The organism is Streptomyces monticola, from assembly GCF_042665355.1.
Classification (GTDB): domain Bacteria; phylum Actinomycetota; class Actinomycetes; order Streptomycetales; family Streptomycetaceae; genus Streptomyces; species Streptomyces monticola.
Genome location: NZ_JBHTCF010000016.1, coordinates 147,778 through 170,588 on the forward strand (window position 1 = coordinate 147,778; position 22,811 = coordinate 170,588).

18 protein-coding genes and 1 pseudogene are annotated in these 22,811 nt (G+C 71.5%); 11 read left to right on the forward strand and 8 right to left on the reverse strand.

The genetic code is table 11. The features are described from left to right. Positions 1 to 74: 74 nt before the first annotated feature. Positions 75 to 2,534 carry a glycoside hydrolase family 3 protein gene (locus ACFQVC_RS30790; RefSeq protein WP_381836719.1) on the reverse strand — a complete coding sequence of 820 codons (2,460 nt, stop codon included), beginning with the start codon at positions 2,532 to 2,534 and terminating at the stop codon, positions 75 to 77. Between the two features lie 141 nt (positions 2,535 to 2,675). Here ACFQVC_RS30790 and ACFQVC_RS30795 point away from each other — a divergent pair, with 141 nt between their 5' ends. Then, positions 2,676 to 3,245: a TetR/AcrR family transcriptional regulator gene (locus ACFQVC_RS30795; protein WP_381836721.1), complete on the forward strand. Its 570-nt coding sequence runs from the start codon at positions 2,676 to 2,678 to the stop codon at positions 3,243 to 3,245. A gap of 69 nt (positions 3,246 to 3,314) precedes the next feature. On the opposite strand, the gene ACFQVC_RS30800 is transcribed toward ACFQVC_RS30795, so the two are convergent. Then, positions 3,315 to 3,758 (reverse strand): RidA family protein, encoded by a 444-nt coding sequence (locus ACFQVC_RS30800; RefSeq protein WP_381836723.1) that lies wholly within the window; start codon positions 3,756 to 3,758, stop codon positions 3,315 to 3,317. Here ACFQVC_RS30800 and ACFQVC_RS30805 point away from each other — a divergent pair. The 3 genes and pseudogenes from ACFQVC_RS30805 to ACFQVC_RS30815 all read left to right on the forward strand — a co-directional run. After that, positions 3,739 to 3,870: pseudogene (locus ACFQVC_RS30805) on the forward strand (LysR substrate-binding domain-containing protein); the annotation flags it as partial. The gene ACFQVC_RS30800 and the pseudogene ACFQVC_RS30805 overlap by 20 nt on opposite strands. Positions 3,871 to 3,925: 55 nt before the next feature. Next, positions 3,926 to 4,327, forward strand: coding sequence for a LysR substrate-binding domain-containing protein (locus ACFQVC_RS30810; protein ID WP_381836725.1), 402 nt, complete (start codon positions 3,926 to 3,928; stop codon positions 4,325 to 4,327). A 47-nt stretch (positions 4,328 to 4,374) separates the two neighbouring features. Then, positions 4,375 to 5,619, forward strand: a complete 1,245-nt coding sequence (locus ACFQVC_RS30815) for a pyroglutamyl-peptidase I (RefSeq protein ID WP_381836727.1) — start codon at positions 4,375 to 4,377, stop codon at positions 5,617 to 5,619. Here ACFQVC_RS30815 and ACFQVC_RS30820 read toward each other — a convergent pair. Further along, complete coding sequence (locus ACFQVC_RS30820; protein ID WP_381836845.1) at positions 5,616 to 6,488, reverse strand: EI24 domain-containing protein; 873 nt, start codon at positions 6,486 to 6,488, stop codon at positions 5,616 to 5,618. The genes ACFQVC_RS30815 and ACFQVC_RS30820 overlap by 4 nt on opposite strands. A 202-nt stretch (positions 6,489 to 6,690) precedes the next feature. On the opposite strand from ACFQVC_RS30820, the gene ACFQVC_RS30825 reads away from it, so the two are divergent. Continuing rightward, positions 6,691 to 9,180 carry a M14 family zinc carboxypeptidase gene (locus tag ACFQVC_RS30825; protein WP_381836847.1) on the forward strand — a complete coding sequence of 830 codons (2,490 nt, stop codon included), beginning with the start codon at positions 6,691 to 6,693 and terminating at the stop codon, positions 9,178 to 9,180. A 125-nt stretch (positions 9,181 to 9,305) separates the two neighbouring features. Here ACFQVC_RS30825 and ACFQVC_RS30830 read toward each other — a convergent pair whose 3' ends face one another. Both ACFQVC_RS30830 and ACFQVC_RS30835 read right to left on the reverse strand, forming a co-directional pair. Then, positions 9,306 to 9,731, reverse strand: coding sequence for an organic hydroperoxide resistance protein (locus ACFQVC_RS30830; RefSeq protein WP_381836729.1), 426 nt, complete (start codon positions 9,729 to 9,731; stop codon positions 9,306 to 9,308). Between the two features lie 70 nt (positions 9,732 to 9,801). After that, the gene (locus ACFQVC_RS30835; RefSeq protein WP_381836731.1) at positions 9,802 to 10,821 is read right to left on the reverse strand and encodes an NADP-dependent oxidoreductase; all 1,020 of its coding nucleotides are present in this window, start codon (positions 10,819 to 10,821) and stop codon (positions 9,802 to 9,804) included. Between the two features lie 112 nt (positions 10,822 to 10,933). Here ACFQVC_RS30835 and ACFQVC_RS30840 point away from each other — a divergent pair, with 112 nt between their 5' ends. Continuing rightward, a complete protein-coding gene (locus ACFQVC_RS30840; RefSeq protein ID WP_381836733.1) occupies positions 10,934 to 11,374 on the forward strand; it encodes a MarR family winged helix-turn-helix transcriptional regulator in 441 nt (146 codons plus the stop codon). 34 nt (positions 11,375 to 11,408) lie between these two features. Here ACFQVC_RS30840 and ACFQVC_RS30845 read toward each other — a convergent pair whose 3' ends face one another. The 3 genes from ACFQVC_RS30845 to ACFQVC_RS30855 form a co-directional block, all read right to left on the reverse strand. After that, a complete protein-coding gene (locus ACFQVC_RS30845; RefSeq protein WP_417851990.1) occupies positions 11,409 to 12,074 on the reverse strand; it encodes an SCO2400 family protein in 666 nt (221 codons plus the stop codon). A gap of 101 nt (positions 12,075 to 12,175) precedes the next feature. Next, positions 12,176 to 13,378 carry a PucR-like N-terminal domain-containing protein gene (locus ACFQVC_RS30850; RefSeq protein ID WP_381836737.1) on the reverse strand — a complete coding sequence of 401 codons (1,203 nt, stop codon included), beginning with the start codon at positions 13,376 to 13,378 and terminating at the stop codon, positions 12,176 to 12,178. A 5-nt stretch (positions 13,379 to 13,383) separates the two neighbouring features. Then, positions 13,384 to 13,536 carry a hypothetical protein gene (locus ACFQVC_RS30855; protein ID WP_381836739.1) on the reverse strand — a complete coding sequence of 51 codons (153 nt, stop codon included), beginning with the start codon at positions 13,534 to 13,536 and terminating at the stop codon, positions 13,384 to 13,386. Positions 13,537 to 13,784: 248 nt separating this feature from the next. Between ACFQVC_RS30855 and pgfA the strand changes: the two genes are divergently transcribed. The 5 genes from pgfA (at position 13,785) to ACFQVC_RS30880 (ending at position 22,790) form a co-directional block, all read left to right on the forward strand. After that, entirely contained in the window at positions 13,785 to 14,744 is a 960-nt protein-coding gene (gene pgfA, locus ACFQVC_RS30860) for a cell envelope lipid trafficking protein PgfA (RefSeq protein WP_381836741.1), read from the forward strand. Positions 14,745 to 15,082: 338 nt separating this feature from the next. Beyond that, positions 15,083 to 16,234 carry a glycosyltransferase family 4 protein gene (locus tag ACFQVC_RS30865; protein WP_381836743.1) on the forward strand — a complete coding sequence of 384 codons (1,152 nt, stop codon included), beginning with the start codon at positions 15,083 to 15,085 and terminating at the stop codon, positions 16,232 to 16,234. A gap of 171 nt (positions 16,235 to 16,405) precedes the next feature. After that, positions 16,406 to 17,077 (forward strand): class I SAM-dependent methyltransferase, encoded by a 672-nt coding sequence (locus ACFQVC_RS30870; protein ID WP_381836745.1) that lies wholly within the window; start codon positions 16,406 to 16,408, stop codon positions 17,075 to 17,077. Beyond that, positions 17,074 to 21,486, forward strand: coding sequence for an alpha-(1->3)-arabinofuranosyltransferase domain-containing protein (locus ACFQVC_RS30875; protein WP_381836849.1), 4,413 nt, complete (start codon positions 17,074 to 17,076; stop codon positions 21,484 to 21,486). The genes ACFQVC_RS30870 and ACFQVC_RS30875 overlap by 4 nt, the downstream gene beginning before the upstream one ends. Continuing rightward, positions 21,483 to 22,790 (forward strand): condensation protein, encoded by a 1,308-nt coding sequence (locus tag ACFQVC_RS30880; RefSeq protein WP_381836747.1) that lies wholly within the window; start codon positions 21,483 to 21,485, stop codon positions 22,788 to 22,790. The genes ACFQVC_RS30875 and ACFQVC_RS30880 overlap by 4 nt, the downstream gene beginning before the upstream one ends. Positions 22,791 to 22,811 lie beyond the last annotated feature (21 nt).

Consider the following 22,811-nt stretch of genomic DNA (forward strand, 5'->3'; position numbering starts at 1 on the left):
GGGCTCGTCCTCAAACGCCGGACGGGCTGGTTCAAGGGCTGACTGATCCAGCCCGCCCGATGTTTGAAGGGGCGTCAGATCGTGAGGGCCGCCGTCAGGCGGGTGTCGGTGATCGAGCGTGATGCCTGGAGCTCGTACGTTCCGCCGACGTGGGTCCAGGAGCCCGCCGGCTCGTCCCAGATCTCGAAGGCGCGGGGCGGCAGTTCGATACGGACCTCGACGCTCTCGCCGGGGGCCGCCTCGACGCCGGTGAAGCCGGCGAGCCAACGGGCGGGGCGCCCGGCGGTGTCCGCGGCCGGGGCCACGTAGAGCTGGACCACTTCGCGGCCGTGGCGGGTGCCGGTGTTGCGGACGCGGACCGTGGCGGCGGTGGGGGTGACTTCCAGGGACTCGTACTCCCAGTCGGTGTAGCCGAGGCCGTGGCCGAAGGGGTACGAGGGGGTCGCTCCGGACTTCTCCCAGGCCCGGTAGCCGATGAAGAGGCCTTCCGTGTACGGGAGTTCACCGTCGGACGGGGTGACTTCGGTGACCGGCGCGGCGTCCAGGGTGCCCCAGGTGGTGGGGAGGCGGCCGCCGGGCTCCGCGGCGCCGAGCAGGACGTCGGCGAGTGCGGCTCCGCCCTCCTGGCCGGGGAACCAGCTGAGCAGCACGGCCGCCACGTCGTCCCGCCACGGAAGCTCCACCGGGGAGCCGGAGTTGACGACCACCACGGTGTTCGGGTTGGCGGCGGCGACGGCGCGGACCAGGTCGTCCTGGCGGCCGGGGAGCGCGAGGTCACGGCGGTCGAAGCCCTCGGACTCGACGAGTTCGGTCGTGGCGACCACGACCACGGCGGTGTCCGCGGCGCGTGCCGCCTCGACGGCCTCGGCGATCAGCTCGTCGGCGTCACGCTGGGGTTCACGGTGCGCGAGCGTGAAGCTGATGCCCTCGATCGGCGAATTCTCCAGGTGCGCGACCTCGTGGTAGAGGCTGACCTCGATGGTGCGGTCCGCTTCGAGTTCGACCCGGGCGGCCTCGGACGGCAGGCTGAAGAAGGTGTCGAAGGGGTCGGAGTCCGGGCCGACGGTGTAGGTCGTGTCGGAGAGTTCGCGGCCGTCGAGGCTGAGCCGGAAGCGGCCGTAGCCACGGGTGCCGAAGGTGTGCTCGCCGCTGACGCGCGGCGTGAACGTGCCGATGAGCTCGACGCTGTGCACGGCGGCGGCCGGGACGCCCTGCGGCAGGTCGGCGCCGAACCACTGGATGTGCCCGCTGGGGGCGTTGACCGTGCCGAGCTCGCTGCCGTCGGCGGCGCGGCAGACGGCACGCAGGGTGAACCCGCCGTCGGCGGCGGTGAGTTCACTGTTGGGGTCGGCCCCGACGCAGTAGCTGAGCGCCCCCTCGGGCAGGGCGGCGGTGAGCCCGTCGAGGGGCGCGACGACCCGCTCGGGGAAGACGGTGGCGGAGCCGCCGCCGAGGACCCGGGCATCGCGGGCGGCGGTGCCGATGAGGGCGACGGTCCGGTCGGCCTTCAGGGGCAGGACCGGCTCTCCGTCGCGTGCTTCGTTGCGTACGAGGACGAAGGCGCGGCGGGCGATCTCGCGGGCCAGGGCCTGCCCGTCGACGGTCTCGGGGAGCTCGCCGACCACGGGCTCGGCGCCGTCCAGGATGCCGACGCGGGCGGCGAGCCGCAGGACGTTGCGTACGGCCTCGTCGACCGTGGACTCCTCCACCTCACCGGCCCGGACGGCGGCGGCGAGCGCCGGTCCGTACACGGTGCGCGGGCCCGGCATGGCGACATCCAGGCCGCCTTCGATGGCGCCCTTCGTGGAGCGGGCGGCCATCCAGTCGGAGACGTTGTAGCCGTCGAAGCCCCATTCGCCGCGCAGCACTTCGTTCACGAGGTAGCGGTGCTCGGTCATCGTGGTGCCGTTGACCTTGTTGTAGGCGGTCATGATGCCCCAGGGGTGGGCGTTCTTGACGATCGCCTCGAAGGGGGCGAGGTAGAGCTCGCGCAGCGGGCGCGGGGCGACCTTGTTGTCCACCGTGAAGCGGTCGGTCTCGGCGTCGTTGGCGACGAAGTGCTTGACGGTGGTGCCGACGCCGCCGTCCTGCACGCCTCGGACGTATCCGGTGCCGATCTCGCCGGTGAGATACGGGTCCTCGGAGTAGGCCTCGAAGTGCCGGCCGCCGCGCGGCGAGCGGTGCAGATTGACGGTGGGCGCGAGCAGCACGTGCACGCCCTTGCGGCGGGCCTCCTGCGCGAGGACGCGGCCGGCGCGGCGGGCGAGCGCCGGGTCCCAGGTGGCGGCGAGCGCGGTCGGGGACGGCAGCGCGATCGAGGGGTCGTCGGCGGTCCAGCGCACTCCGCGCACCCCGATCGGGCCGTCGGACATGACGAGGGACTTGAGCCCGATCTCGGGGAGCTCCGGCAGCGTCCACATGTCCTGGCCGGCGAGCAGCCGCGCCTTGGCGTCCAGGTCGAGCTTGCCGAGCGCCGCCTCGACCGCAATCTCGCGGTCGCGGTCGGCCTGGGTGGTGGGTGCGGACGGGGCCATGGCCGTACCTCCTCGTTGAAGTGCCTAGGTTCCCTCCATCCTGCCTCGGTAATCTGTAGGTCGGTAGGTTTCGTTATCTTGGCGTTACATTTAGATGGCGTACGGTCCATCCGGCAAGGGACCAAAGGAAAGGGCGAAGGCATGGTGGCCAGGGCCAGAAGCGAGGAGCGGCGAGCGGAGATTCTGCGCGCGGCCCTGGAAGTGATCGCCGAGCGCGGCTACCGGGGCGCGTCGCTCGGGGCCGTGGCCGAGCGGGTCGGCCTCACCCAGCAGGGACTGCTGCACTACTTCCCCACCAAGGAGGCCCTGCTCGTCGCCGTACTGGAGGAGCGCGACCAGTGGGACGCCGTACCGGCCCGCACCTGGCGCCTCGATCTGCTCACCTCGCTCGTCGAGTACAACGCCATGCGGCCCGGCATCGTGCAGACCTTCTCGGCCCTGCTCGGCGAGAGCGTCACCGAGTCACATCCGGCACGGGAGTACTTCACGGCGCGCTATGCCGCGGTGCGGCCGTCGATGGCGACGGTGCTGCGCGCCGAGTACGGCGACCGCCTGCCGAGCGGCCTGACCCCCGAACAGGCCGCTCCGCTCCTGGTGGCGGTGATGGACGGGCTGCAGTACCAGTGGCTGCTCGACCCGGAGGCGGTGGACATGGCGACGGCGTTCCGGAACTTCCTGACACTGCTCGAAGGGCCATCGGCCACCGGCTGAGGGGCACGACCGCGACCGGCCGGGTGCCGCGACCGGCAGGGCACCGCGACCGGCCGGGTACCGCGACCACTATCCGCCGAGTACCGCGACCACCTCGACCTCGATGAGGGCCTCGGGCCGGAAGGGCCGTGACACCTCGACGGTGGTGCTGGTGGGCGGAATCCCGGTGAGGAACTCCCGGCGCACGGCGGCGTATTGGGGCAGCTGCGCGATGTCCGTGAGGTAGCTGCGGATATGGACGATGTCATCGGGTGTCGCGCCGTGCGCCGCCAGGAGCGCGACGACCGTCTCCATGACGTCACGGCTCTGGGCCGTGAGGTCCACGCCCTCGGCGATCTGGCCCGAGAGCTGCAACAGCGCGCCGCCGCCCGGCAGTTCGACGCGGGCGACCTGGGAGTACGGGCCGGGGGGGGCGAAGGCGCGTCGGCGGGGTTGCCGAGGGTGAACCGCATGGCACGTCCTGTCAGGGTCCCCGACGGCGGACGCGGCGCTGCTGCCGTGGGCCGTCGCCACGTTCCGGCGGCGCCACCCCGGGGTCGCCCTCAGCCGTGAAGAGGGGCTCACGGCACGGCAGTTGGAACGTCTGGATGCCGGGGATGTGGATCTGGCGGTGGTGTCCACGACGGCCGGCGACCCCCTGGAGGCGTACGAACTCCGCCATCTGATCGACGAGTCGATGTATGTCGCCGTGCCCCCCCGGTCACCGGCTCGCACGGCGCCGCCGGGTACGGATCGCGGAACTCGCGGACGAGGACCGGATCTCCGGCAGTCCCCGCACCGAGCGCAGCCTGCTGCACCCGGCGGTACGGGACGGCTTCCGGCCCCGGGTCGCGCAGGTCGCCGCCGAGTGGATCGCCAAACAGGGCTGTGTCGCCGCGGGCCTCGGAGTGGCACTCGTGCCCGAGCTGGCGGCCGCCTCGATGCGCCCCGACATCAGGCTCCTCGCCCTGCACCCGCAGGACTGCCCCGAACGCGCGGTGTACGCGGCGAGCCTGCGGGGGCGGACACTGTCTCCCGCAGCGGAGGCCTTTGTGGACGCACCGCGGGAGGCGGTGGACCACCTGCGGCGGAAGGGGAGTTGAGCGATACTTCCGGGCACCGGCCGGTGGCTTTCTACGGAAGGACTTCTGTGACTGTGATACGCGCTCGGCTCGGCGCCGCCGTGCTCACCCTCTGCGCCTCGCTCACCCTCGGCGCCGCGCCCGCGCCCGCCCCGGGCACCGGGGCCACGGTCGAGGAGCAGCGCCTCGACAAGGCCGCACCGCAAGAGATCCTGCGGCGCGGCGGCTTCGACGACGTCGGCCCCGCGTTCGCCCGTGCCCTGGCCGCCGCGGACTCCTACGCGCAGGCGGAGCGTGTCGCCGTACGCCACGGAAAGCGGCTGTGGCAGCGGGCGGTGGACCGGGTGCAGGGGCAGGGCCCGGTGCCGGACGGGCAGCTGAGCCGGGACGACGACCGGCCGCTGTACTGGGCGCGGCTCGCGATGACCCGTGAACTGCGGGCCTGGGAGGGCGGGTTGAGGCTGTCGAAGGAGCGGCGCGAACGGCTCCTGCGGGAGCTGGAGCGGACCTCGCGCGGACAGGACGACATCCGCTATCCCCAGGGCCGCGGCAAGGTGCGGCGGGTGCTGCTCACCGGCTTCGACCCGTTCACCCTCGACCGCGACATCCGGATCAGCAATCCGTCCGGGGCGACGGCACTGGCCCTGGACGGCACATACATCCGCACGGCGGACGGCGGCCGTGCCCGCGTCGAGACGGCCGTCTTCCCGGTGCGCTGGCAGGACTTCGCCGACGGCGTGGTGGAGCGGGCGCTGCGTCCGTGGCTGCCGCGCGTCGACACGTTCACCACGGTCAGCCAGGGCCGGGTGGGGCGCTTCGACGTCGAGCGGTTCAACGGCGCCTGGCGGGGCGGCTTCCCGGACAACGTGAACGTGTCGCGCACGGAGACGGTGCCGGTGGCCGCTCCGGCCTCACAGCCCCAGTGGACCCGGACTTCCCTGCCGTACAAGGAGATCGTAGCCGCTGACACGGGCCGCTTCCCGGTGTACGACAACACGTCGGTGACGGAGATCCCGGCGGGCGGCAAGGAGCCGGTGACGCGCGCCGACGGTCCGACGGAGGGCTCGACGGCCCGTGCGGGCGGCGGCGGCAATTACCTGTCGAACGAGATCGCGTACCGGGCGACGCTGCTACGGGACCGCCTCGGGCTCCGCGACCTTCCCGGCGGCCATGTGCACACGCCGGTCCTGCAGTTCGGCGCGGGCAACACCGACCCGGCGACGGGCACGGTCACGGACCCGGAGTTCGTGCGCAACCGCCTCGGCATCGTGGCGCAGGTGCGGTCGATCGTGGGGGTCGCCGCGGCCCACTAGGAGGACGGCGGGGGCGGCGGCGCGTACGGCTGCTGGTAGGGGTTCGGCTGTGCGGGCCCCGCGTACGGATTCACCTGCGGTTGAGGGTGCGGCTGAGACCGAGGGTGCGCCTGCGGCTCCGGCTCGTTCTCCCGGCGCAGGTCCCGCACCATCAGCGTCGCCCCCGCCACCGCGCCCGGCATCAGGAACACCGCCACGAACGGGATCAGGAAGCACACGGCCAGGGGCACTCCGAAGCCCCAGATCTGCATGCGGTGGGCGCGCAGCAGGGCGAGTTGCTCGCGTACCTCGACGCGGCGGCGCTGCAGGGCGACCGAGGTGAGTTCCTGTGCCAGGAAGAATCCGGTCACGCAGAAGCCGATCGCCGGGACCACGGTCTGGCCGAGGACCGGGATGAACCCGAGGGCGAACAGGAGCACCGCCCACAGCATCGCGCGCACGAGGATGCGCAGGCTGTCCCTGGCCGAGATCCACAGCTCACGGCCGAGCGAGAGGCCCGACTCGGGCGCGGTGCCGTCCGGTGACTCGGACTTGTCGACCTGCTCCGAGAGGGACTCGTAGAAGGGCTGGCCGACGAGAAGCGTCACGGCGGTGAAGGTGATCACTGCGAGGAACAGGCCGAGGGCGAAGAGCAGCACCGTGAGGAAGCCGCGGAACAGCCCGAGCCACGGGGAGTTCCAGTCGTCCGCGAACGGTGTCGCCCAGGCGATGAAGTCATCGGCACCGAAGCCGAGGCCCACGAGCGCGGCGGCGTACAGGACGAGGGTGATCAGGCCCGGGATGAGCCCGAAGCCGAGCCAGCGGCCGTGGCCCGCGACCCACCGCTGTCCCTTGGTGAGATAGCCGAAACCTGTTCCTAGATCACGCATGGCCATGCCGCACACCCTATCCGGCGGCCCCGGGGACGTTCACGGCGTGGGGCTACGGTGCTGTTACGAGGTGCAAAACAAGCTTGTTGCGGGCGAGTTGGATCCGGTAGACCTCGCGTACTGATCTTTGGGCTTCCTGGAGGTACGTGTGGGCATACCGAGACCCGTCCTGATCACCCTGGCCGCGGCGACGGGCGTGGTCATGCTCGCGCCGGTCGGCGCGAGCGCGGCGCCCGTGGCCGACACCCCGGGGCCCGTCCGTGAGCGCGGCGCCGAGGACGGCGGGCGCGCCGCCAAGTCCCCGCTCCCCGCGGCCGAACGGGCCCTGAAGGAGCAGATACCCGGCCTGTCGGACCGTACCGGCGGCTACCCGCGCGAGCAGGTGCTGCCCACCGAGCCGACGAACCCCGGCGACAAGTCCATCAAGCTGGGTCTGACGCCGTACCACTCCATAGCCCCGAAGCTGAACGCCCTGCAGAAGCTGGGCGAGCGCGTGAGCGTCGAGGTCGCCGGGCGGTCCGCGAACGGGCACCCCCTGTATCTCGTCACCGTCACCTCGCCCGAGTCCGCGCGAAAGGCACGCGCACAGGAGCGGATGCGGGAGCTGATCGAGCGGGCGCCCGCCGAGGCCGCGAAGGACCCGGCGGTGAAGTCCTCGTACAAGACACCGGTGTTCATCAACAACAACATCCACGGCAACGAGTGGGAGGGCACCGACGCCGCCCTCGAACTCATCGAGGACCTCGCGGAGTCGAAGAGCACGAAGACCCGCGAGCTGCTCGACCACTCGCGGCTCTACTTCAACATCACCGCGAACCCGGACGGCCGGATCGCGGGCACCCGCGCCAACGGCAACGGCTTCGATCTGAACCGGGACTTCGTCACCGGCTCGCAGCCCGAGGGCCGCGTGATGCGGCAGATCGCCATCGACAAGCAGCCCGCCGTCATGATCGATCTGCACGGCTATGTCAACGGCACCCTGATCGAGCCGACCACTCCCCCGCACGGCGAGAACTACGAGTACGACCTCTTCCTGAAGAACACCTACGCCAACGCGCTCGGCATGGAGGCCGCCGTCAACGGCCTCGGCTACACGGAGGCGAAGGACGGCGTGAAGCCGGCCGTCATCCCCTTCCGGGACGAGAAGGAGGGCTGGGACGACTGGCCGCCCATCTTCACCCCGCAGTACATGCCGTTCCACGGCGCGGTCGCCTCGCACACCATCGAGTTCCCGATGGCGGTGAACAACGAGGAGTACGACGAGCAGCCGGCCGCCGAGCTGCGCCGCAGGTCCGCGATCAATGTGGACATCGCGGGCGCGGCCATGCGCGCGACGCTCGACTTCGCGCGCGAGAAGCGCGGTCCGCTGATCGCCGACCAGATCGAGACGTTCCGGCGGGCCGCCGCGGGTGAGAAGCAGATCCCGGTCTCGGAGGAGACGGTTCCGGGGGTGCCGGGGATCGGTCCGGAGGATGTCTACACGACCGACTTCCCGCGCGCGTACGTCATTCCGTGGGGCGGCGGGCAGCGTTCGCAGACCGCGGCGGTGCGGCTCGTACGGCATCTCCTGGCCAATGACGTGCGCGTGGAGCGTGCGAGCGCCGCGTTCCGGGTGGGCGGCAAGACCTATCCCAAGGGGTCGTACGTCGTCGATCTGCACCAGTCGAAGCGGGCCATGGCCAATGTGATGCTCGCGGACGGCCGGGACATCAGCGACAAGGTGTCGACCATGTACGACATCTCGGGGTGGAGCCTCGGCCTGCTGTGGGGCGCGAGCGTGCGGGCGGTGCCGGAGGGCGTCGCGTTCGACGTGCCGCGCCGTCCCGTGAGCAATGCCGCGTCGGCCGGGTACGTCGCCCCGCGCGGCGATCTGCGGCTGCGGCTCGACGACCCGCAGGAGATCGCGGCCGTCAACTCCCTTCTGAAGACCGGGGTTCCGGTACGCCGGGCCGCGGACGGCAGTGCGCTCGTGCCCGCCTCCGCGCGCGCCGAGGCACGGCGGGCGGCCGCCCGGTACGGGGTGTCCTTCGACGCCACGAAGGCCAGGAGCGTCGGGGCGCTGCACCGCACCCCGGTCGCGGCGGCCGTGACACCGGGTGAGCTGTTCGCGCTGCGCGAGATGAACTTCGACGTGGTGCCCGTGTCGACGGCCTCGCTCAACAAGGGCTTCGACTGGAAGAAGGTCCGGGCCCTGTATGTCTCCGCCGGCCTGGAGTACGGCAAGCTCGACGCCGGGGCACGGTCCGCCCTGATGGGCTTCCTCGCGGATGGCGGTGACGTCGTCGGGCGCGGCGGGAGCGGGGCCGCCTTCAACACCGCGGCGAAGCTGCTCACCGCGAAGGCCGTGGCCGGCAACGGCGACGCCAACGGTGTGGTGCGGGTGCGCAACGCGGGCGGCCCGGTCACCGGCGGCGCCCCGGAGCACAGCTTCGTCTACGCGCCGATGTGGTTCACGGGCCTCGGCTCGAAGGTGCGGGTCGAGCAGTCGTACGCCACCGGGAATCCGCTGGTCTCCGGGCACTGGCGCCCGGACGGGAACGGCAAGGGCGGCCCGAAGGACGCGGCCGGCAAGGCGTCCGTGGTCAGTGGCCGCGCGGGTGCGGCCCGGGTGGTGCTCTTCGGCACGGAGCCGCTGTTCCGCGACCACCCGAAGGGGATGTTCCCGCAGGTGGGGCGGGCACTGCTCGGGTAGTTCCCGCTGACGCCCGACGGCTCGAACCACTGAGGGCCGCTCCACTGAGGGCCACACGGCGCAGGGCCACACGGCTGAGGGCCGCACCTCGACAAGGTGCGGCCCTCGGTCGTACACGGGGTGTGTCAGGCAACCGTGAGGGTGACCTCGATGTTGCCGCGGGTGGCCTTGGAGTACGGGCACACCTGGTGGGCCTTCTCGACCAGGGACTTGGCGGTGGCCGCGTCCACGGTCGGGATGGTGGCCTTGATGGCGACGATGATGCCGAAGCCCTCGTCGTTCTGGCCGATGCCGACCTCGGCGGTCACGGTCGAGCCCGTGATGTCGGCCTTCTCGTTGCGGGCGACGACGCCGAGCGCACCCTGGAAGCACGCCGCGTAACCGGCGGCGAAGAGCTGCTCGGGGTTGGTGCCGGCGCCGGAGCCGCCCATCTCCTTCGGCGGGTTCACGACGACGTCGAGCTGACCGTCGTCGGTGGCGACGCGGCCGTCGCGGCCGTTCTCGGCGGTGGCGACGGCGGTGTACTTCACGTCGGACTGCTGGATGCCCATAAGTAGCTTTCCTCCATAGTTGCGCCGCCCGGGCTCGCGCCCACGACCCGAAGCGGTCACTGATCAGACCTTAACGGGTCGGGTTGACGACCATCTTTCCGGTGTTGTCACCCCGGAGTACGCCGAGGAACGCGTCCACGCCGTTCTCGACACCGTCGACGAAGGTCTCGCGGTACTTGAGCTCACCGGAGGCGATCCAGGAAGCGACATCCTGGACGAACTGGGGCTGAAGCGCCTGATGGTCGCTGACGAGCATGCCCTGCAGCCGCAGCCGCTTGCCGATGATCATCGTCATGTTGCGCGGGCCCGGGGTGGGCTCGGTGTCGTTGTAGCCGGCGATCATGCCGCAGATGGTGACGCGGCCGTGCAGGTTGAGCCGGCTGATGGCCGCTTCGAGGTGGTCGCCGCCGACGTTGTCGAAGTAGACGTCGATGCCGTCGGGCGCGGCTTCCTTGAGCTGCTCGGCGACCGGGCCCTTCTTGTAGTTGAAGGCCGCGTCGAAGCCGTACTCCTCGACCAGGAGCTTGACCTTGTCGTCGGAGCCCGCCGAGCCGATCACGCGCGACGCCCCCTTGATCCGGGCGATCTGGCCGACCTGGCTGCCCACGGCACCGGCGGCACCGGAGACGAAGACCGCGTCGCCCGGCTTGAACGAGGCCACCTCGAGCAGGCCCGCGTACGCCGTCAGACCGGGCATGCCGAGCACGCCCAGATACGCGGAGAGCGGGGCGAGCGAGCCGTCGACCTTGGTGGCGTGCTTCGCCGGTACGTCGGCGTAGTCGCGCCAGCCCAGGCCGTGCAGGACCGTGTCTCCGACCGCGAAGGCCGGGTCGTTCGAGGCGATGACCTCACCGACGGCGCCGCCGTCCATCGGCTTGTCCAGCTGGAACGGCGGCACGTACGACTTCACGTCGTTCATCCGGCCGCGCATGTACGGGTCCACCGAGAAGTGCAGGTTCTTGACGAGGATGCGGCCCTCCGCGGGGGCATCGACGGGCACCTCTCGCAGCGCGAAGTCCTCGGGCTTGGGCCAGCCGTGCGGGCGGGCGACGAGGTGCCATACGCGGCTCGTGGAAGGGAGTGACGACATGGGGGTGCGGCCTCCTGATTGATGCTGTGCGGTCGCCCAAATTACTTCAGGACGTGAAACAACCATGCTCCTGGATATTTCATGTTGTCAAGTAAATGGGTACCCTGAGGGCATGGCCACTTCGCGCACGCCCCGTATCGATCCGCTGACCCTTGAGGTCGTCGAGCTCATCGGCACCGTCGTGACGCGCTACTACGACGAGTACGAGCAGGCGGCGGGCAAGCACACCCTCACGGGCGCCCAGGCGCGGGTACTGGGTCTGCTCTCCATCGAGCCGATGCCCATGCGCCGGATCGCGCAGAAGCTGAAGTGCGAGCCGTCGAACGTGACGGGCATCGTGGACCGCCTCGAAGCGCGCGGCCTGGTGGAGCGGCGGCCCGATCCGGCCGACCGCCGCGTGAAGCTGGCCGCGCCGACGGAGCTGGGGGCCCGCACCGCGCGTGAGCTACGGGACGGCCTCGACGATTTCGCGCGCGAGCCGTTGGGGGAACTGTCCCGGGACGAGCGGGTGGCGCTGCGGGACCTGCTGCGCAGGATGCTCGGGGCGGGCTAGGTCTCTTCCCGCCCTGCCGTCACGAACAGCTGAGCTACGTGCACCACCACAAGAAGCGCGTGCACGTCTCCGACGGGGTCGGTTGCGGGTCCGACGGCTCCGGCGGGGGTGTCGTCGCGGGCTGCGACGGGGGCCGCTCCGAAGTGGGCGGGGGTGAACTGGCGTCCTCTTCGGGGGACTTGGTGGGCCGGTCCGACGGCTTCTTGGTCTTGGACCCGGGCGACTTGGACGGGGTGGCCGTCGACGTGCCGGGGGCGGGGCTCGTCGATGTGCGGTTGCTGCGATTGGCGCGGCCCTTGTCCGAGGCGCTCTGCGAAGGCTCCCCCGCGTCCCCGGTGTCCTGCGTGTCCCCGGCGCCCGGCGTCGTGGTGGGCTGCGACGGTGCGGCGTGGTTCTGCGGCGGGGTCTCGCCGCCCAGCTGGGCCACCGCGATACCACCCGCGGCGATCATGAATCCGGCGCCGAGCACCAGCGCCCTGGTGCGGCGCCGCTGGGTGCGGCGGCGCCGGGAGCGGCCCACGGTCCGGCGGGAGCGGCGTGGCTCGCGGGCACCGTCGTCGTGCACCTCGTCGGTGCCCGCCGCCGCGTCGGCCGCGGCCATCTCTTCCGCGTACCTGCGGCAGGCCTCGGCGGGGGTACCGCAGCCGGGGCACGCGAGGGCGCCGTTGAGGTGCCTGCGGCAGGGGTGGCAGTAGTCCATAAGTTCGGGAGGCTAGGGCCGCCGCCGTAACGGGTGAGGCAGGTGGTGTGAAAGTTGTGTGCCGGTAGGGGGTACCGGTGCATGGAACGGTGACGGGCGGTTCAGCCGCCGACCGCGCCCCTGAGCCGCTGGGCCCGCAGGACCAGTTCCAGTTCGAAGCGGCGGTCCGGGTCGTCCACCTCGTCTCCCCACAACTCCCTTATCTGGCGCAGCCGGTAGCGGACCGTCTGCGGGTGGACGCCGAGGCGGGCCGCGACCTCCGGGGCACCGCCCCTGGTTTCCAGCCAGGCGAGCAGGGTTTCGGCGAGGCGGCGGCCGTGGGCCGGGCCGCAGTGGGTGAGGGGGGCGAGACAGCGCCGGGCCAGATCGTCGATCAGCTCCTCCGGCTGGAGCAGGACGAGGGCCTCGGTGTGCTCCGTACAGAACAGCACTTCGCCCGCGGGCAGCAGCCCACGCTCCATGAGCCGGACCGCGGCCTCCGCCCAGCGCAGCGACTTCGCGGCGTCGGCGAGCGGCACGGGCGGGCCGATGGCACCCGACCAGCCCGTCATGGCACGGCGCAGCAGTTCGGGCCGGCCGGCCGCGTCGGGTTCGGGCACGACCATGCGGGGCTGCTCGGTCTCCATGTCGAGCAGCACGCCCTGGCCGACCGCGGGGGCCACGGCCTCGCGCGCGGGACGCAGAAGCACGCCGACGGCGACCCTGGCCGGCAGCGTCCAGCCGACCCGGGCCGCGCGCTCGGCGAGCGCCTCGGCGGGGTCCGTGCGGTGCTCGGCGAGCATCAGCTCCATCAACTTGCGCTGCAGGCGCAGACGTTCACCGGCCTGCCGGGCGGCGGCCTCGGCGTAGCCGCGTACGGACTGGTCCACGAGGCCGTCCAGATACTCGAAGCCCGCCTCGGCGAGCTCGTACATGGCGGGCGGGGGAATCTCCACCTGCTGTCCGATCTCGGCGAGGCGGCGCCAGGCGAGGCGGACGCCGAGCCGGTAGATGGCCTGCAGCGAGTCCAGGCTGCGGCCGTGCAGCCCCTCGCCGCGGCCGAACTCCTGGAACACCTCGGGCGGTGCGCACGGACGGTCCTCGCTCTGGGCGAGCTTGTTGACGAAGCCTTCGAGGGCTCGCCTGATGCCGATCAGGGCCATCGGCTCACCGGAGTCGTCGAGGACCAGGGGCAGATGGGGGTATTCGCGGCGGATCTCGCGCAGGATGTCATCGGCGAGCTGCGGCACCTCGTCCCCGGCGAGTGCGGCGAAGTGCTTCACCTTCAGCCGCGGCACGTCTCGCCAGGCGGAGCGTGCGCTCATCGTCGTCAACGTCCCTGCTGCGCCTGCTCGTAGCTGATCAGCGGGGTGTTGGGCTGTTCCGGCGTGGCGTTCAGAAGGGCCACGATGCCGAGGGCGGCGCCCACGGCCAGGGCGGCGGCGAGGGCCGCGGTGAGCGCGGCGGCGAACATTCGGTGCATGGCAGGGTCAGCCTCTCTGTCGGCGAACGCCCACCCAGGTCATGCCCCCTGCCGGTTCCCCGTCCGGCAATTGCCCAGTGTCGAGGGTCCATTGACAGTGCGTCAAGGGTGCGCCTACGGTTCCCGGCCCAGACCCGCACGTGCACTTCCTCCGCACCGCCCACGCTGATTTCTCCGCACTTCCCCAGCCGTTCCTCCGCCGCTCCGCGCGCCGCGCGAGCCGCCTCGAAACCCTCTGGAGTGCTCGGATGCGCCGTACGGCTTCGCCACTGTCGCTGATCCTGCTCGGTGTCGGCGTCTTCCTGCTCGTCCTCGCCCCGATGCTCGCGTGGTACGTCGAACCGCGCGCGAAACGGACCCCGGTCGATGTCGACCAGGTGACCGTCTTCAAGGGCAAGGGCGCCTATTTCGACACCGAGAAGGTCAAGACGGTGCCGCAGGCGAATCTCACCGTCACCCGCCAGGTGCGCGGCGATGTCGCCGACAGCACCAAGGAACACGCCGTGTGGGACGTGTCCACCTCGGTCGACCCGGACAAGTCGCTTCCGGCCGCCGACCCGCACGACTCGCTGCAGTGGACCATGGAGCGCTGGGTCACCGACCGCGCGACCAACCGGCCCGTGCACTGCTGCGACGAGGAGCCCTACTTCGAGGGCGAGGCGTATCTGAAGTTCCCCTTCGACGTGGAGAAACGCAGCTACCGCTGGTGGGACAACACCCTTGGCGCGACCGTGCCGTTGAAGTTCAGCGGCATGAAGAAGATCCAGGGCTACGAGGGGCTGCGCTTCACCGCCACCGTGAAGGCCACCAAGACCGGCACCCGGCAGGTGCCGGGGCGCCTCGTGGACGCCGAGGCGGACCAGGTCCTGGCCGAGGAGTGGTACGCCAACCACGGCATCGAGCTGGTCGCCGACCAGCGCACGGGCCGGATCATCTACGCGCAGATCGGGCCGCGCAAGACATTGCGCAAGCCGGGCGGGGACGAGGACGCGGTGGTGCTGCTCGACAGCAAGAAGATCGCGTTCACCGAGAAGACCCAGAAGGCGCAGGTCGCGCTTGCCGACGACGACAGCGGCCGGCTGAAGCTGGTCGGCGAGACCCTGCCGGTCGGCACCGCGGGTCTGGGTCTGGTGCTCGCGGCCGTGGGGGCGTTCCTCGTCGTACGGGGCCGGGAACGGCCGGTGCCGCAACAGCCGGAATCCGACTAGCGTCGGCCGACTCCCACCAACTAAGCAGGAACCCCGCACGATGTGATGAGACGTCAGCTGGTAATGCCGCCAAATTTGTCACCCAGGTGAGTAGCCGCATCGAACGGTGCGGCGAAAACTGTCCACCCCCACCGAATGAGCACGGCCGCTCCACAGAAGAGCAAGAAGAGGCAAGAAGAGCAAGAAGAGCAAGAAGAGCAAGAAGAGCAAGAAGAGCAAGAACCGTAAGCCCCGCACGTTCCGCCCGCACCAGCGCACGTCCCCGCACAAGCCCCACCCGCACGGCCCCCGGTCACCCCCCACGTAAGTTCCGCACCCCGAGACGAGTTGGAGCACGGATGCCCCAGCACGTACCTCCCTCGCTGCGCGCCCTGGAACCCGAGGAGGCCCTGTCCCATGCCCTGCCCGGCGCACTCCCCCCACACCCGCGCCGTATCGTCTTCCTCTCCCGCCGTGACCTCGGCAACCCCGCCGCGGGCGGCTCCGAGCTTCTGGTCGACCAGCTCGCCGGCGGGCTGACGAAACGCGGCCACCAGGTCACGCTGCTCTGCGGAGGCCCGGCCGCGTACCGCGACTACCGGGTCGTCTCGGCGGGCGGCGACCTCGGCCACTACCTGAAGGCGCGCTCCGCCTTCGCCCGCCAGGTCGGCGACTGCGATCTGCTCGTCGAGGTCTGCAACGGCATGCCGTATCTGGCGCCGCTGTGGCACACAGGGCCCACCGTGTGCCTGGTCAACCATGTCCACACCGAGCTGTGGGGGATGCGTTATCCCGGGCCCGCCGCCCGGCTCGGCAGACGCCTTGAGCACTGGGCGCTGTCCGGGGCCCAGCGCGGCAACCTCCTGGTCGCCGTCTCCCCCTCGACCGCCGACGCGCTGCGCGCCCTCGGTGTCCCCGGGGACCGGATACGGGTCGTGCACAACGGCGTCGAGGATCCGGGTCCGCTCGAACCACGCTCCGAGGAGCCGCTGTTCCTGGCGATGGGCCGGCTCGTCGAGTACAAGCGGATCGATCTGCTGCTCCGCCTGTGGGAGCGGGTCAGGCCCGTCACCGGCGGGCGGCTCGTGATCGTGGGCGATGGGCCCGAGAGGGGCCGGCTCGAGCAACTGGCCGGTCCCTCCGTGCAGTTCACGGGCCATGTCTCCGAAGCCGAGAAGCACCGTCTGCTCTGCGCCTCGTGGCTGCTCCTCCATCCCTCCGCCGTCGAGGGATGGGGCCTGGTCGTCACCGAGGCCGCCACCCGCTCGACCCCGGCGATCGGCTTCGACGTACCGGGACTTCGCGACTCGGTCGAGGACGGTGTCACGGGCGTACTCGCGCGCGGGGAGTCGTCGTTCGCCGCGGCCTGGTGCACGTTGGCGCTGTCCGCCGAGCGCCGGGAGGCCATGGGCAAGGCGGCTGCGAGCCGGGCGGCGGACTATCGCTGGTCGAATACGGTCAGCCGGTTCCGGGCGGTGGCGGCGGAAGCTGTCGCTGCGCGGCGGGGGTGAGGGTTGATGTCTCCGCGTTCCAGGCGCACCGTCACGGGGGCTCCGCCCCCGGGGCCCCCGAATCGCCCTTCGGGCTCGTCCTCAAACGCCGGACGGGCTGAAAACAACAACGCCCCACCGGCATTCAGGGATCCCTCCCTGCGGCGGTCGCTCACCCTCTTCCGGGCCTTCATGCGCGAGCAGTCCGATCCCGGGTACTGCTACTCGCTCCTCGCCCGCGACGCCGCCGACCAGGTGGAGAAGCATGTGCCGCTGCAGGGCCGTACCGTCGTCGACATCGGGGGCGGGTCCGGGTACTTCACCGAGGAGTTCCGGCGGCGCGGGGCGCAGAGCTATCTTTTCGAGCCGGACACACGGGAGTTGGGCAAGCAGCCGCCGGACGGCACGGTCGTCGCCGACGGATATCTGCTGCCGCTCGCGGACGGCGTCGCGGATGTGGCGTTCTCCTCGAACGTCCTGGAGCACGTCGACGACCCGGCGACCTTTCTCAGCGAGATGGTGCGGATCACCCGGCCCGGTGGCCTGATCTATGTCTCGTTCACCAACTGGTACTCGCCCTGGGGCGGCCACGAGTGGGCACCCTGGCACTACTTGGGCGCGGACCGCGCCGTGGCCCGCTATCGGCGGCGTACCGGAAGAGCAGCCAAGCACACCCTCGGCGAGAACCTCTTCGCCATCCATATCGGGCCCACGCTCAGACAGGTGCGGGCCCGCGACGACGTGAGCGTCGTGTCGGCCAGATCGCGGTACTGGCCGTTCCTCGCGGAAACCGTGGCCAAGGTGCCGGGCCTTCGTGAGTTCGCCACCTGGAACCTCCTCCTCATTCTCCGGCGGTGTCCATGACCAGCACGGTCCAGACTCCACAGCTGCCTCCTCAGGCGCCTGTTCCGACCGCGGGCCCCCCGTCGGATCCGCCCGACGGACCGCGGTCCAAGCGGTGGCTGTTCGGCTTCTGGGCCGTGGTGTTCGTCCTCTTCATCGCGGCCGCGCCCGGCCGGATGACGTTCGAGACCAAGCTCGGTGTGAGCACCGACCCGTGGAAGTTCCTCGGTGACCTCGGTGAGCTCTGGCACGACCGGGCGGGCTTCGGCGGGATCTTCGACCAGTACATCGGCTACGTGTTCCCGTCGCTGCCGTTCTACGGGCTCGCCGATCTGGTGCAGCTCCCGGTGTGGCTGGCGGAGCGGCTGTGGATGTCGCTCATCGTCGCGACCGCGTTCTGGGGTGCGCTGCGGCTCGCCGAGCGGCTCGGCATCGGCGAATCAATAGGAGCGGCGCGAAGCGCCTCGTTGAGGGGCGGTGGCCGGGCGACGGGCGGGACGTCACGGCTCATCGGTGCGGTGGCGTTCGCGCTGTGGCCGACGTACACGATCGTCGTCGGCTCGACCTCCGCGGCCGCGCTGCCGGGCGCCGTACTGCCGTGGGTGCTGCTGCCGCTCGCCGACGACCGGCTGAGCGCACGGGCGGCGGCGCTCAGGTCAGCCGTCATCATTCCGTTCATGGGCGGTGTGAACGCCGCCTCGACTCTCGCCTCGCTGCTGCCCGTCGGGCTCTATCTGCTGTCGCGGCCCGGTGGCCCGCGCAAGCGGAAACTGATCCTCTGGTGGGTGCCGGGCGTCATCCTGGCCACCGCCTGGTGGGTCATCCCCCTGCTGCTGCTCGGTATCCACGGCGAGAACTTCCTGCCGTACGTCGAGTCCTCACAGACCACCACCGGCACCATGTCGGCCACCGAGACCCTGCGCGGCGCCGGCAACTGGGTGGCGTATCTGAACTTCGGCGAAGCCTGGCTGCCGGCCGGCTGGACGGTCGCCACGGCCTGGCTGGCGATCATCTCCTCGGCCTTCGCCGCCGCCCTCGGCCTCGCCGGGCTCGCGCGCCGCGATCTGCCCGAGCGGCGCTGGCTGGTGCTCACCGTGGTGTCCGTCGTCCTCGTCACGCTCGCCGGATACGGCGGTGCGTTCGGTGCGCCCTTCCACGGCGTGATGCAGGACTGGCTGAACGGCTGGCTGGTGCCGTTCCGCAACGTCTACAAGTTCCAGACCGGTCTGGCCCTCGCGCTCGCCTTCGGCCTGATGCATCTGGTCGGCATCGCGGCGGTGGCCCGGCACGCCCGGCCGGTGCGCGGACGCCGCCACGCACCCCTGATCGCCGCGGTCCTGGTCCTGCCCGGCCTGGCCTTCCCCTATCTCAACGGCTCGATCCTGCAGCCCGGTTCCTTCAAGGAGCTGCCCCAGCACTGGGAGGCCACGGCGAGCTGGCTGAAGAAGTACTCGCCCGACTCGCGCGCCCTGGTCGTACCGGCCACCGCCCACGGCATCTACAGCTGGGGCTCCCCCATCGACCAGCCCCTCGATGTGCTCGCCGACTCCCGCTGGGCGCAGCGCGACTATGTGCCGTTCGGTACGCCGGGCAACCGGCGCGCCATGGACGCCGTCGAGCAGGCCCTGCTGACCGGCGGCGAAATACCCGGTCTGCAGGACTACTTGAGCCGCGCGGGCCTGCATTACGTCGTCGTACGCAACGACCTCGACCCCGACCAGCTGGGCTATGTGCCGACCGCGACCGTGAAGCGCACCCTTGAGGCCTCCGGCTACAAGAGGGTGACCGGTTTCGGCCCGCAGACCACCGGCGGCCGGATCGCCGACGACACCCCGATCCAGGTCGAGGGCCTGTACCCGAGGACCCGGGCCGTGGAGATCTACGAGCCCGGCGAGAACGCACAGCGCCCCGGGCAGGCCGGTATCAAGGCGGTCTCCGACACGGCCGTCGTCAGCGGCGGCCCCGAGTCGCTGCTGCCGCTCTCCGCCGACCCGTCGATGCGCGACCGGCCCGCCGTGCTCACCGGTGACCACCACCCGGGGCTCGGCCGGGCCCCGCTGCAGGCGGTCGGTGACGGTCTGCGCCGCGCCGACACCCGCTTCGGCCTGGTCAACTCCAATACGTCGTACACGTACACGGCCGACGAACGGAACCACAGCGACAGCCTCCAGGACCCGGGCAAGAAGCCGAAACAGATCCTGCCCACGAAGGGAATCAGCCATCAGACGACCGCCGTCCTGCGCGGCGCGAAGTCGGTGACGGCGTCCTCGTCGGGCAACTGGCTGTTCCATCTGCCGCAGTACGACCCGGTGAACGCCTTCGACGGCAACGGCGACACCGCCTGGGCCGAAGGCAGCGCGGCCTCGCCGAACGGCGAGTGGCTGCGGGCCGAGTTCGACCGCAAGACCGATGTCCCGGCGCGTATCTCGGTGACGCCGCTGCCCCAGAACGGCGTACGCCCCGCGCCCACCCGGGTCCGCGTGGAGACCGAGCGCGGCAGCAAGGTGAGCCAGCTGCAGCCCAACGGGCAGCGCCAGCGCATCAGCGCACCCAGCGGGGACACCGACTGGCTGAAGGTGACCATCCTGGACACCCAGGGTGCGCGGCCCGGTCTGTCGGGCGCCGGTTTCTCGGAGATCTCCGTGCCGGACGTCCAGGTGACCCGGATGCTCAAGCTGCCGGCCGACGTGAAGAGCGCGGACGCCGCGGCCAGCCTGTACTCCCTGCACCGCAACCCCGACCCCGGCGGCCTCAACCCGGGGGGCACCGAGCCCGGACTGCACCGCCGCTTCGACGCCGCCGCCTCGGGCGAGTACGAGGTCAGGGCGAAGGCCGTCGCCGTACCCGGGCAGGAACTCGACGACCTGCTCTACAAGGTGGCGCCCGAGCAGGAGAAGCAGCTCAAGGCGAGCGCCGGCTCCACGGCGAAGATGGGCCCGAACATCTCGCCGCGCAACCTCACCGACGGCGATCTGACGACCGCGTGGATCGCGGGCGGCTCGGGCGACGACGCGGTGATCCATCTGCGGTGGCCGGACAAGCAGCCCGTCGACGAGATCGTCCTCGCCGCCGCGGGCGGCCTGTCGACCAAGCCCACCAAGGTCGAGATCAGCTCCCCCGACGGCGCGACCATCGCGGGCGTGGACGAGAACGGCATCGCCCGCTTCGACGCGATCACCACCGACCGGCTCGACATCACGGTCACCGACACGGCGCCGCTCACCCTGCACAACCCGGTCGCCGACGAGAAGCTGCAGCTGCCCGTGGGTCTCACCGAGGTGTACGTACCGGCCCTTGAGGAGTACCGCACCGAGCAGCCCGACCCCGACCGCACCTTCGAACTCGCCTGCGGCGAGGGCCCGGTGCTCTCCGTCGACGGCACCTTCCACGCCACGAGCGCCAAGGGCACCGTCGCCGACCTCACCCAGCGCAGGCCCGTCGACGTCGAGCTGTGCGCCGGCGACGAGGAGGACGGCACGGTCGACCTGGAGACCGGCACCCACCGCGTGGAGGCCGGTGACGCGGGCCCGCTGGCCGTGACCGACGTCTCCCTGACGAACGGCACGGTGACCCAACCCTCCGGCGCAGAGCGGGAGTTGTCCGTACGCGACTGGGAGGGCGACCGGCGGTCACTGACCGTGGGCTCCGGCGAGGCCTCGTATCTGACGACGTACGAGAACGCCAACGACGGCTGGAAGGCGACCCTGGACGGCAGGGAGCTGACCTCCGTGCGGCTCGACGGCTGGCAGCAGGGCTGGCTGGTCCCGAAGGGCGCGGGCGGCACGCTTGAGCTGGAATACGAGCCCGCGCGGACGTACGAGGGCGGGATCATCGGCGGCGGCATCGCGGTGCTGCTGCTCCTCGGACTCGTGCTCTACCGGCGCGGCGAGCCGAGCGACGACGGGCCCACACCGGCGCCGCCGGGTCCGGGCCCGGTGCTCGGGACGGTCGTGCTCACCCTGGTGGGCGTGGTCATCGCGGGTCCGTTCGCGCTCCTGGTGCCCGCGCTCGCCCTGCTCGCCTGGCGGCGGCACGAACTGCTCGTGCCGATCGCGTTCCTCGCGATGGCGGGGGCGGGTGTCGCCGCCGCGCTCGGCGCCGGATCGACGGTGACCGCGGACGAGGGCGCCTTCTCGCCCGCGGCCCAACTCCTCGCCCTGATCGCCCTGTTCGCGGCGCTCGTGACGGTGCGGGAACGTGGCGTGCGGGAGCCTGTCGAGGAGACGCCCGCCGCGCCTACGCTGTCGCCGTTGCCCCAGCGGCAGCGCGAGGGCGACCCCGAGACCCCGGCGATGGGTACGCCCACGTCAGGACCGACCGTCTCGGCCCGCGGACCCGCGTCCGCGCAGGCCGATCCGCCCACGACACCGCTGCCCGTGCGCAAGCCCAGACTCCGGGCGACACCGCCCGAGGGCGGGGAGGGACGATGACCGCCCTTGACCATCCCGTGCCGCAGCACGACGCGGACCGGCAGCCGCCACGGCGCGTGCCCTTCCCCGTGGTCGACGAGATCGCCCGGCACTGCCTCCAGGAGGCGGAGCCGGAGACCGTCCACATCGAGGTGCATCTGCCGGGCCGCGTGGACGGTGAGCGGCTCACCCGTGCCTTCACCGAGGCGCTGAAACGCCATCCGCGCATCCTCATGCGGGAGGCCCACGGCCCCTGGTACCGGCGGCGCTACGAGTGGGAGCTGACCGCGGGGCCCGATGTGCCGGTGGTCTCCTTCCCCGAGCCGGGCGCGGACGCCCTGAAGCGGGCGCGGGCCCGCGCCCTGTGCGACGCGCCGCCCCTCGACGCGTCACCGCCCATCCGCCTCGAAGTGGTGCGCGACCCCGAACACCCCGAGGGCTGCGTGCTGTTCCTCGTCATCAACCACACGGCCCTGGACGGCCCGGCCTGTCTGCGGGTGCTCGCCACCGCCGCCGAGCTCTACGGCGGCCGTGACAACTCCCCCGCCGCGCCGCCGGTGCGCACCGGAGAGGCGCCCGTCGAGCCCGTGGACATGCCCGGCGGTCTCGCGCCGCCCGCACATGTCGCCGCGGGCAGCCCCGAGCCATCGCCGGGCAACGGCATGCTGATCGCCGAACTGCCGGTGCCCAAGCGCCCCAAGGGCTCGCCGTACACCGTCAACGACCAGCTGATGGTGGCCACCGCGCTGATGATCGCGCACTGGAACCGTGAGCACGGCAGGGCACCGCGGGGCATGCGGATCACCATGCCCGTGGACGACCGGCCGCGGGACGCGAGCATGCCCATCGGAAACGGCACCCGGCTCGTCGAAGTGCCGTTCGCCGCCGAGGAATTGGCGGAGGACCGGATCCGTGAACTGCTGCGGGTCACCTCCCTGCGCACGCGCGCGCTCAAGGCCCTCGACCGGCCGCAGCTCGGCCACGGCGCCGCGCTGCTCACCGCACCCGTCGTGCCGGTGGGGATGCGGGCCGCGCTGACCCGTGGCCTGCGCCGGGCCGCCGCGCCCTGGACGTCGACCACCCTGCTCAGCAACATCGGCCGGGTGCCGTACGCCCTGGACTTCGGGGACGCGGGCCGCGCACACGCCGTGTGGTTCTCGGCGCCCGCCAGGATTCCGCGCGGCCTGACCGTGACCACGGCGTCCACGGCGGGCCGGCTGCATCTCGCCCTGCGCTGGTCGCGGACGCTGCTCAGCCAGGGCGACGGGGCGCATCTGCGGGACCTGTTCGAGCACTACATGCACGCGACCGAGGGGGCCGGATGAGGCACGTGGTGGAGGAGGACG

Excerpts from the sequence above, each read along its gene's own strand:
- ACFQVC_RS30830 (WP_381836729.1), bottom strand. The coding sequence starts at position 9,731 with ATGGGCATCCAGCAGTCCGACGTGAAGTACACCGCCGTCGCCACCGCC.
- ACFQVC_RS30790 (WP_381836719.1), bottom strand. The coding sequence starts at position 2,534 with ATGGCCCCGTCCGCACCCACCACCCAGGCCGACCGCGACCGCGAGATT.
- ACFQVC_RS30825 (WP_381836847.1), top strand. The coding sequence starts at position 6,691 with ATGCTCGCGCCGGTCGGCGCGAGCGCGGCGCCCGTGGCCGACACCCCG.
- ACFQVC_RS30880 (WP_381836747.1), top strand. The coding sequence starts at position 21,483 with ATGACCGCCCTTGACCATCCCGTGCCGCAGCACGACGCGGACCGGCAG.
- ACFQVC_RS30835 (WP_381836731.1), bottom strand. The coding sequence starts at position 10,821 with ATGTCGTCACTCCCTTCCACGAGCCGCGTATGGCACCTCGTCGCCCGC.
- ACFQVC_RS30795 (WP_381836721.1), top strand. The coding sequence starts at position 2,676 with ATGGTGGCCAGGGCCAGAAGCGAGGAGCGGCGAGCGGAGATTCTGCGC.
- ACFQVC_RS30875 (WP_381836849.1), top strand. The coding sequence starts at position 17,074 with ATGACCAGCACGGTCCAGACTCCACAGCTGCCTCCTCAGGCGCCTGTT.
- ACFQVC_RS30865 (WP_381836743.1), top strand. The coding sequence starts at position 15,083 with ATGCCCCAGCACGTACCTCCCTCGCTGCGCGCCCTGGAACCCGAGGAG.
- ACFQVC_RS30850 (WP_381836737.1), bottom strand. The coding sequence starts at position 13,378 with ATGAGCGCACGCTCCGCCTGGCGAGACGTGCCGCGGCTGAAGGTGAAG.
- ACFQVC_RS30820 (WP_381836845.1), bottom strand. The coding sequence starts at position 6,488 with ATGCGTGATCTAGGAACAGGTTTCGGCTATCTCACCAAGGGACAGCGG.
- ACFQVC_RS30855 (WP_381836739.1), bottom strand. The coding sequence starts at position 13,536 with ATGCACCGAATGTTCGCCGCCGCGCTCACCGCGGCCCTCGCCGCCGCC.
- ACFQVC_RS30840 (WP_381836733.1), top strand. The coding sequence starts at position 10,934 with ATGGCCACTTCGCGCACGCCCCGTATCGATCCGCTGACCCTTGAGGTC.
- ACFQVC_RS30845 (WP_417851990.1), bottom strand. The coding sequence starts at position 12,074 with ATGGACTACTGCCACCCCTGCCGCAGGCACCTCAACGGCGCCCTCGCG.
- ACFQVC_RS30810 (WP_381836725.1), top strand. The coding sequence starts at position 3,926 with ATGTCGCCGTGCCCCCCCGGTCACCGGCTCGCACGGCGCCGCCGGGTA.
- pgfA (WP_381836741.1), top strand. The coding sequence starts at position 13,785 with ATGCGCCGTACGGCTTCGCCACTGTCGCTGATCCTGCTCGGTGTCGGC.
- ACFQVC_RS30870 (WP_381836745.1), top strand. The coding sequence starts at position 16,406 with ATGCGCGAGCAGTCCGATCCCGGGTACTGCTACTCGCTCCTCGCCCGC.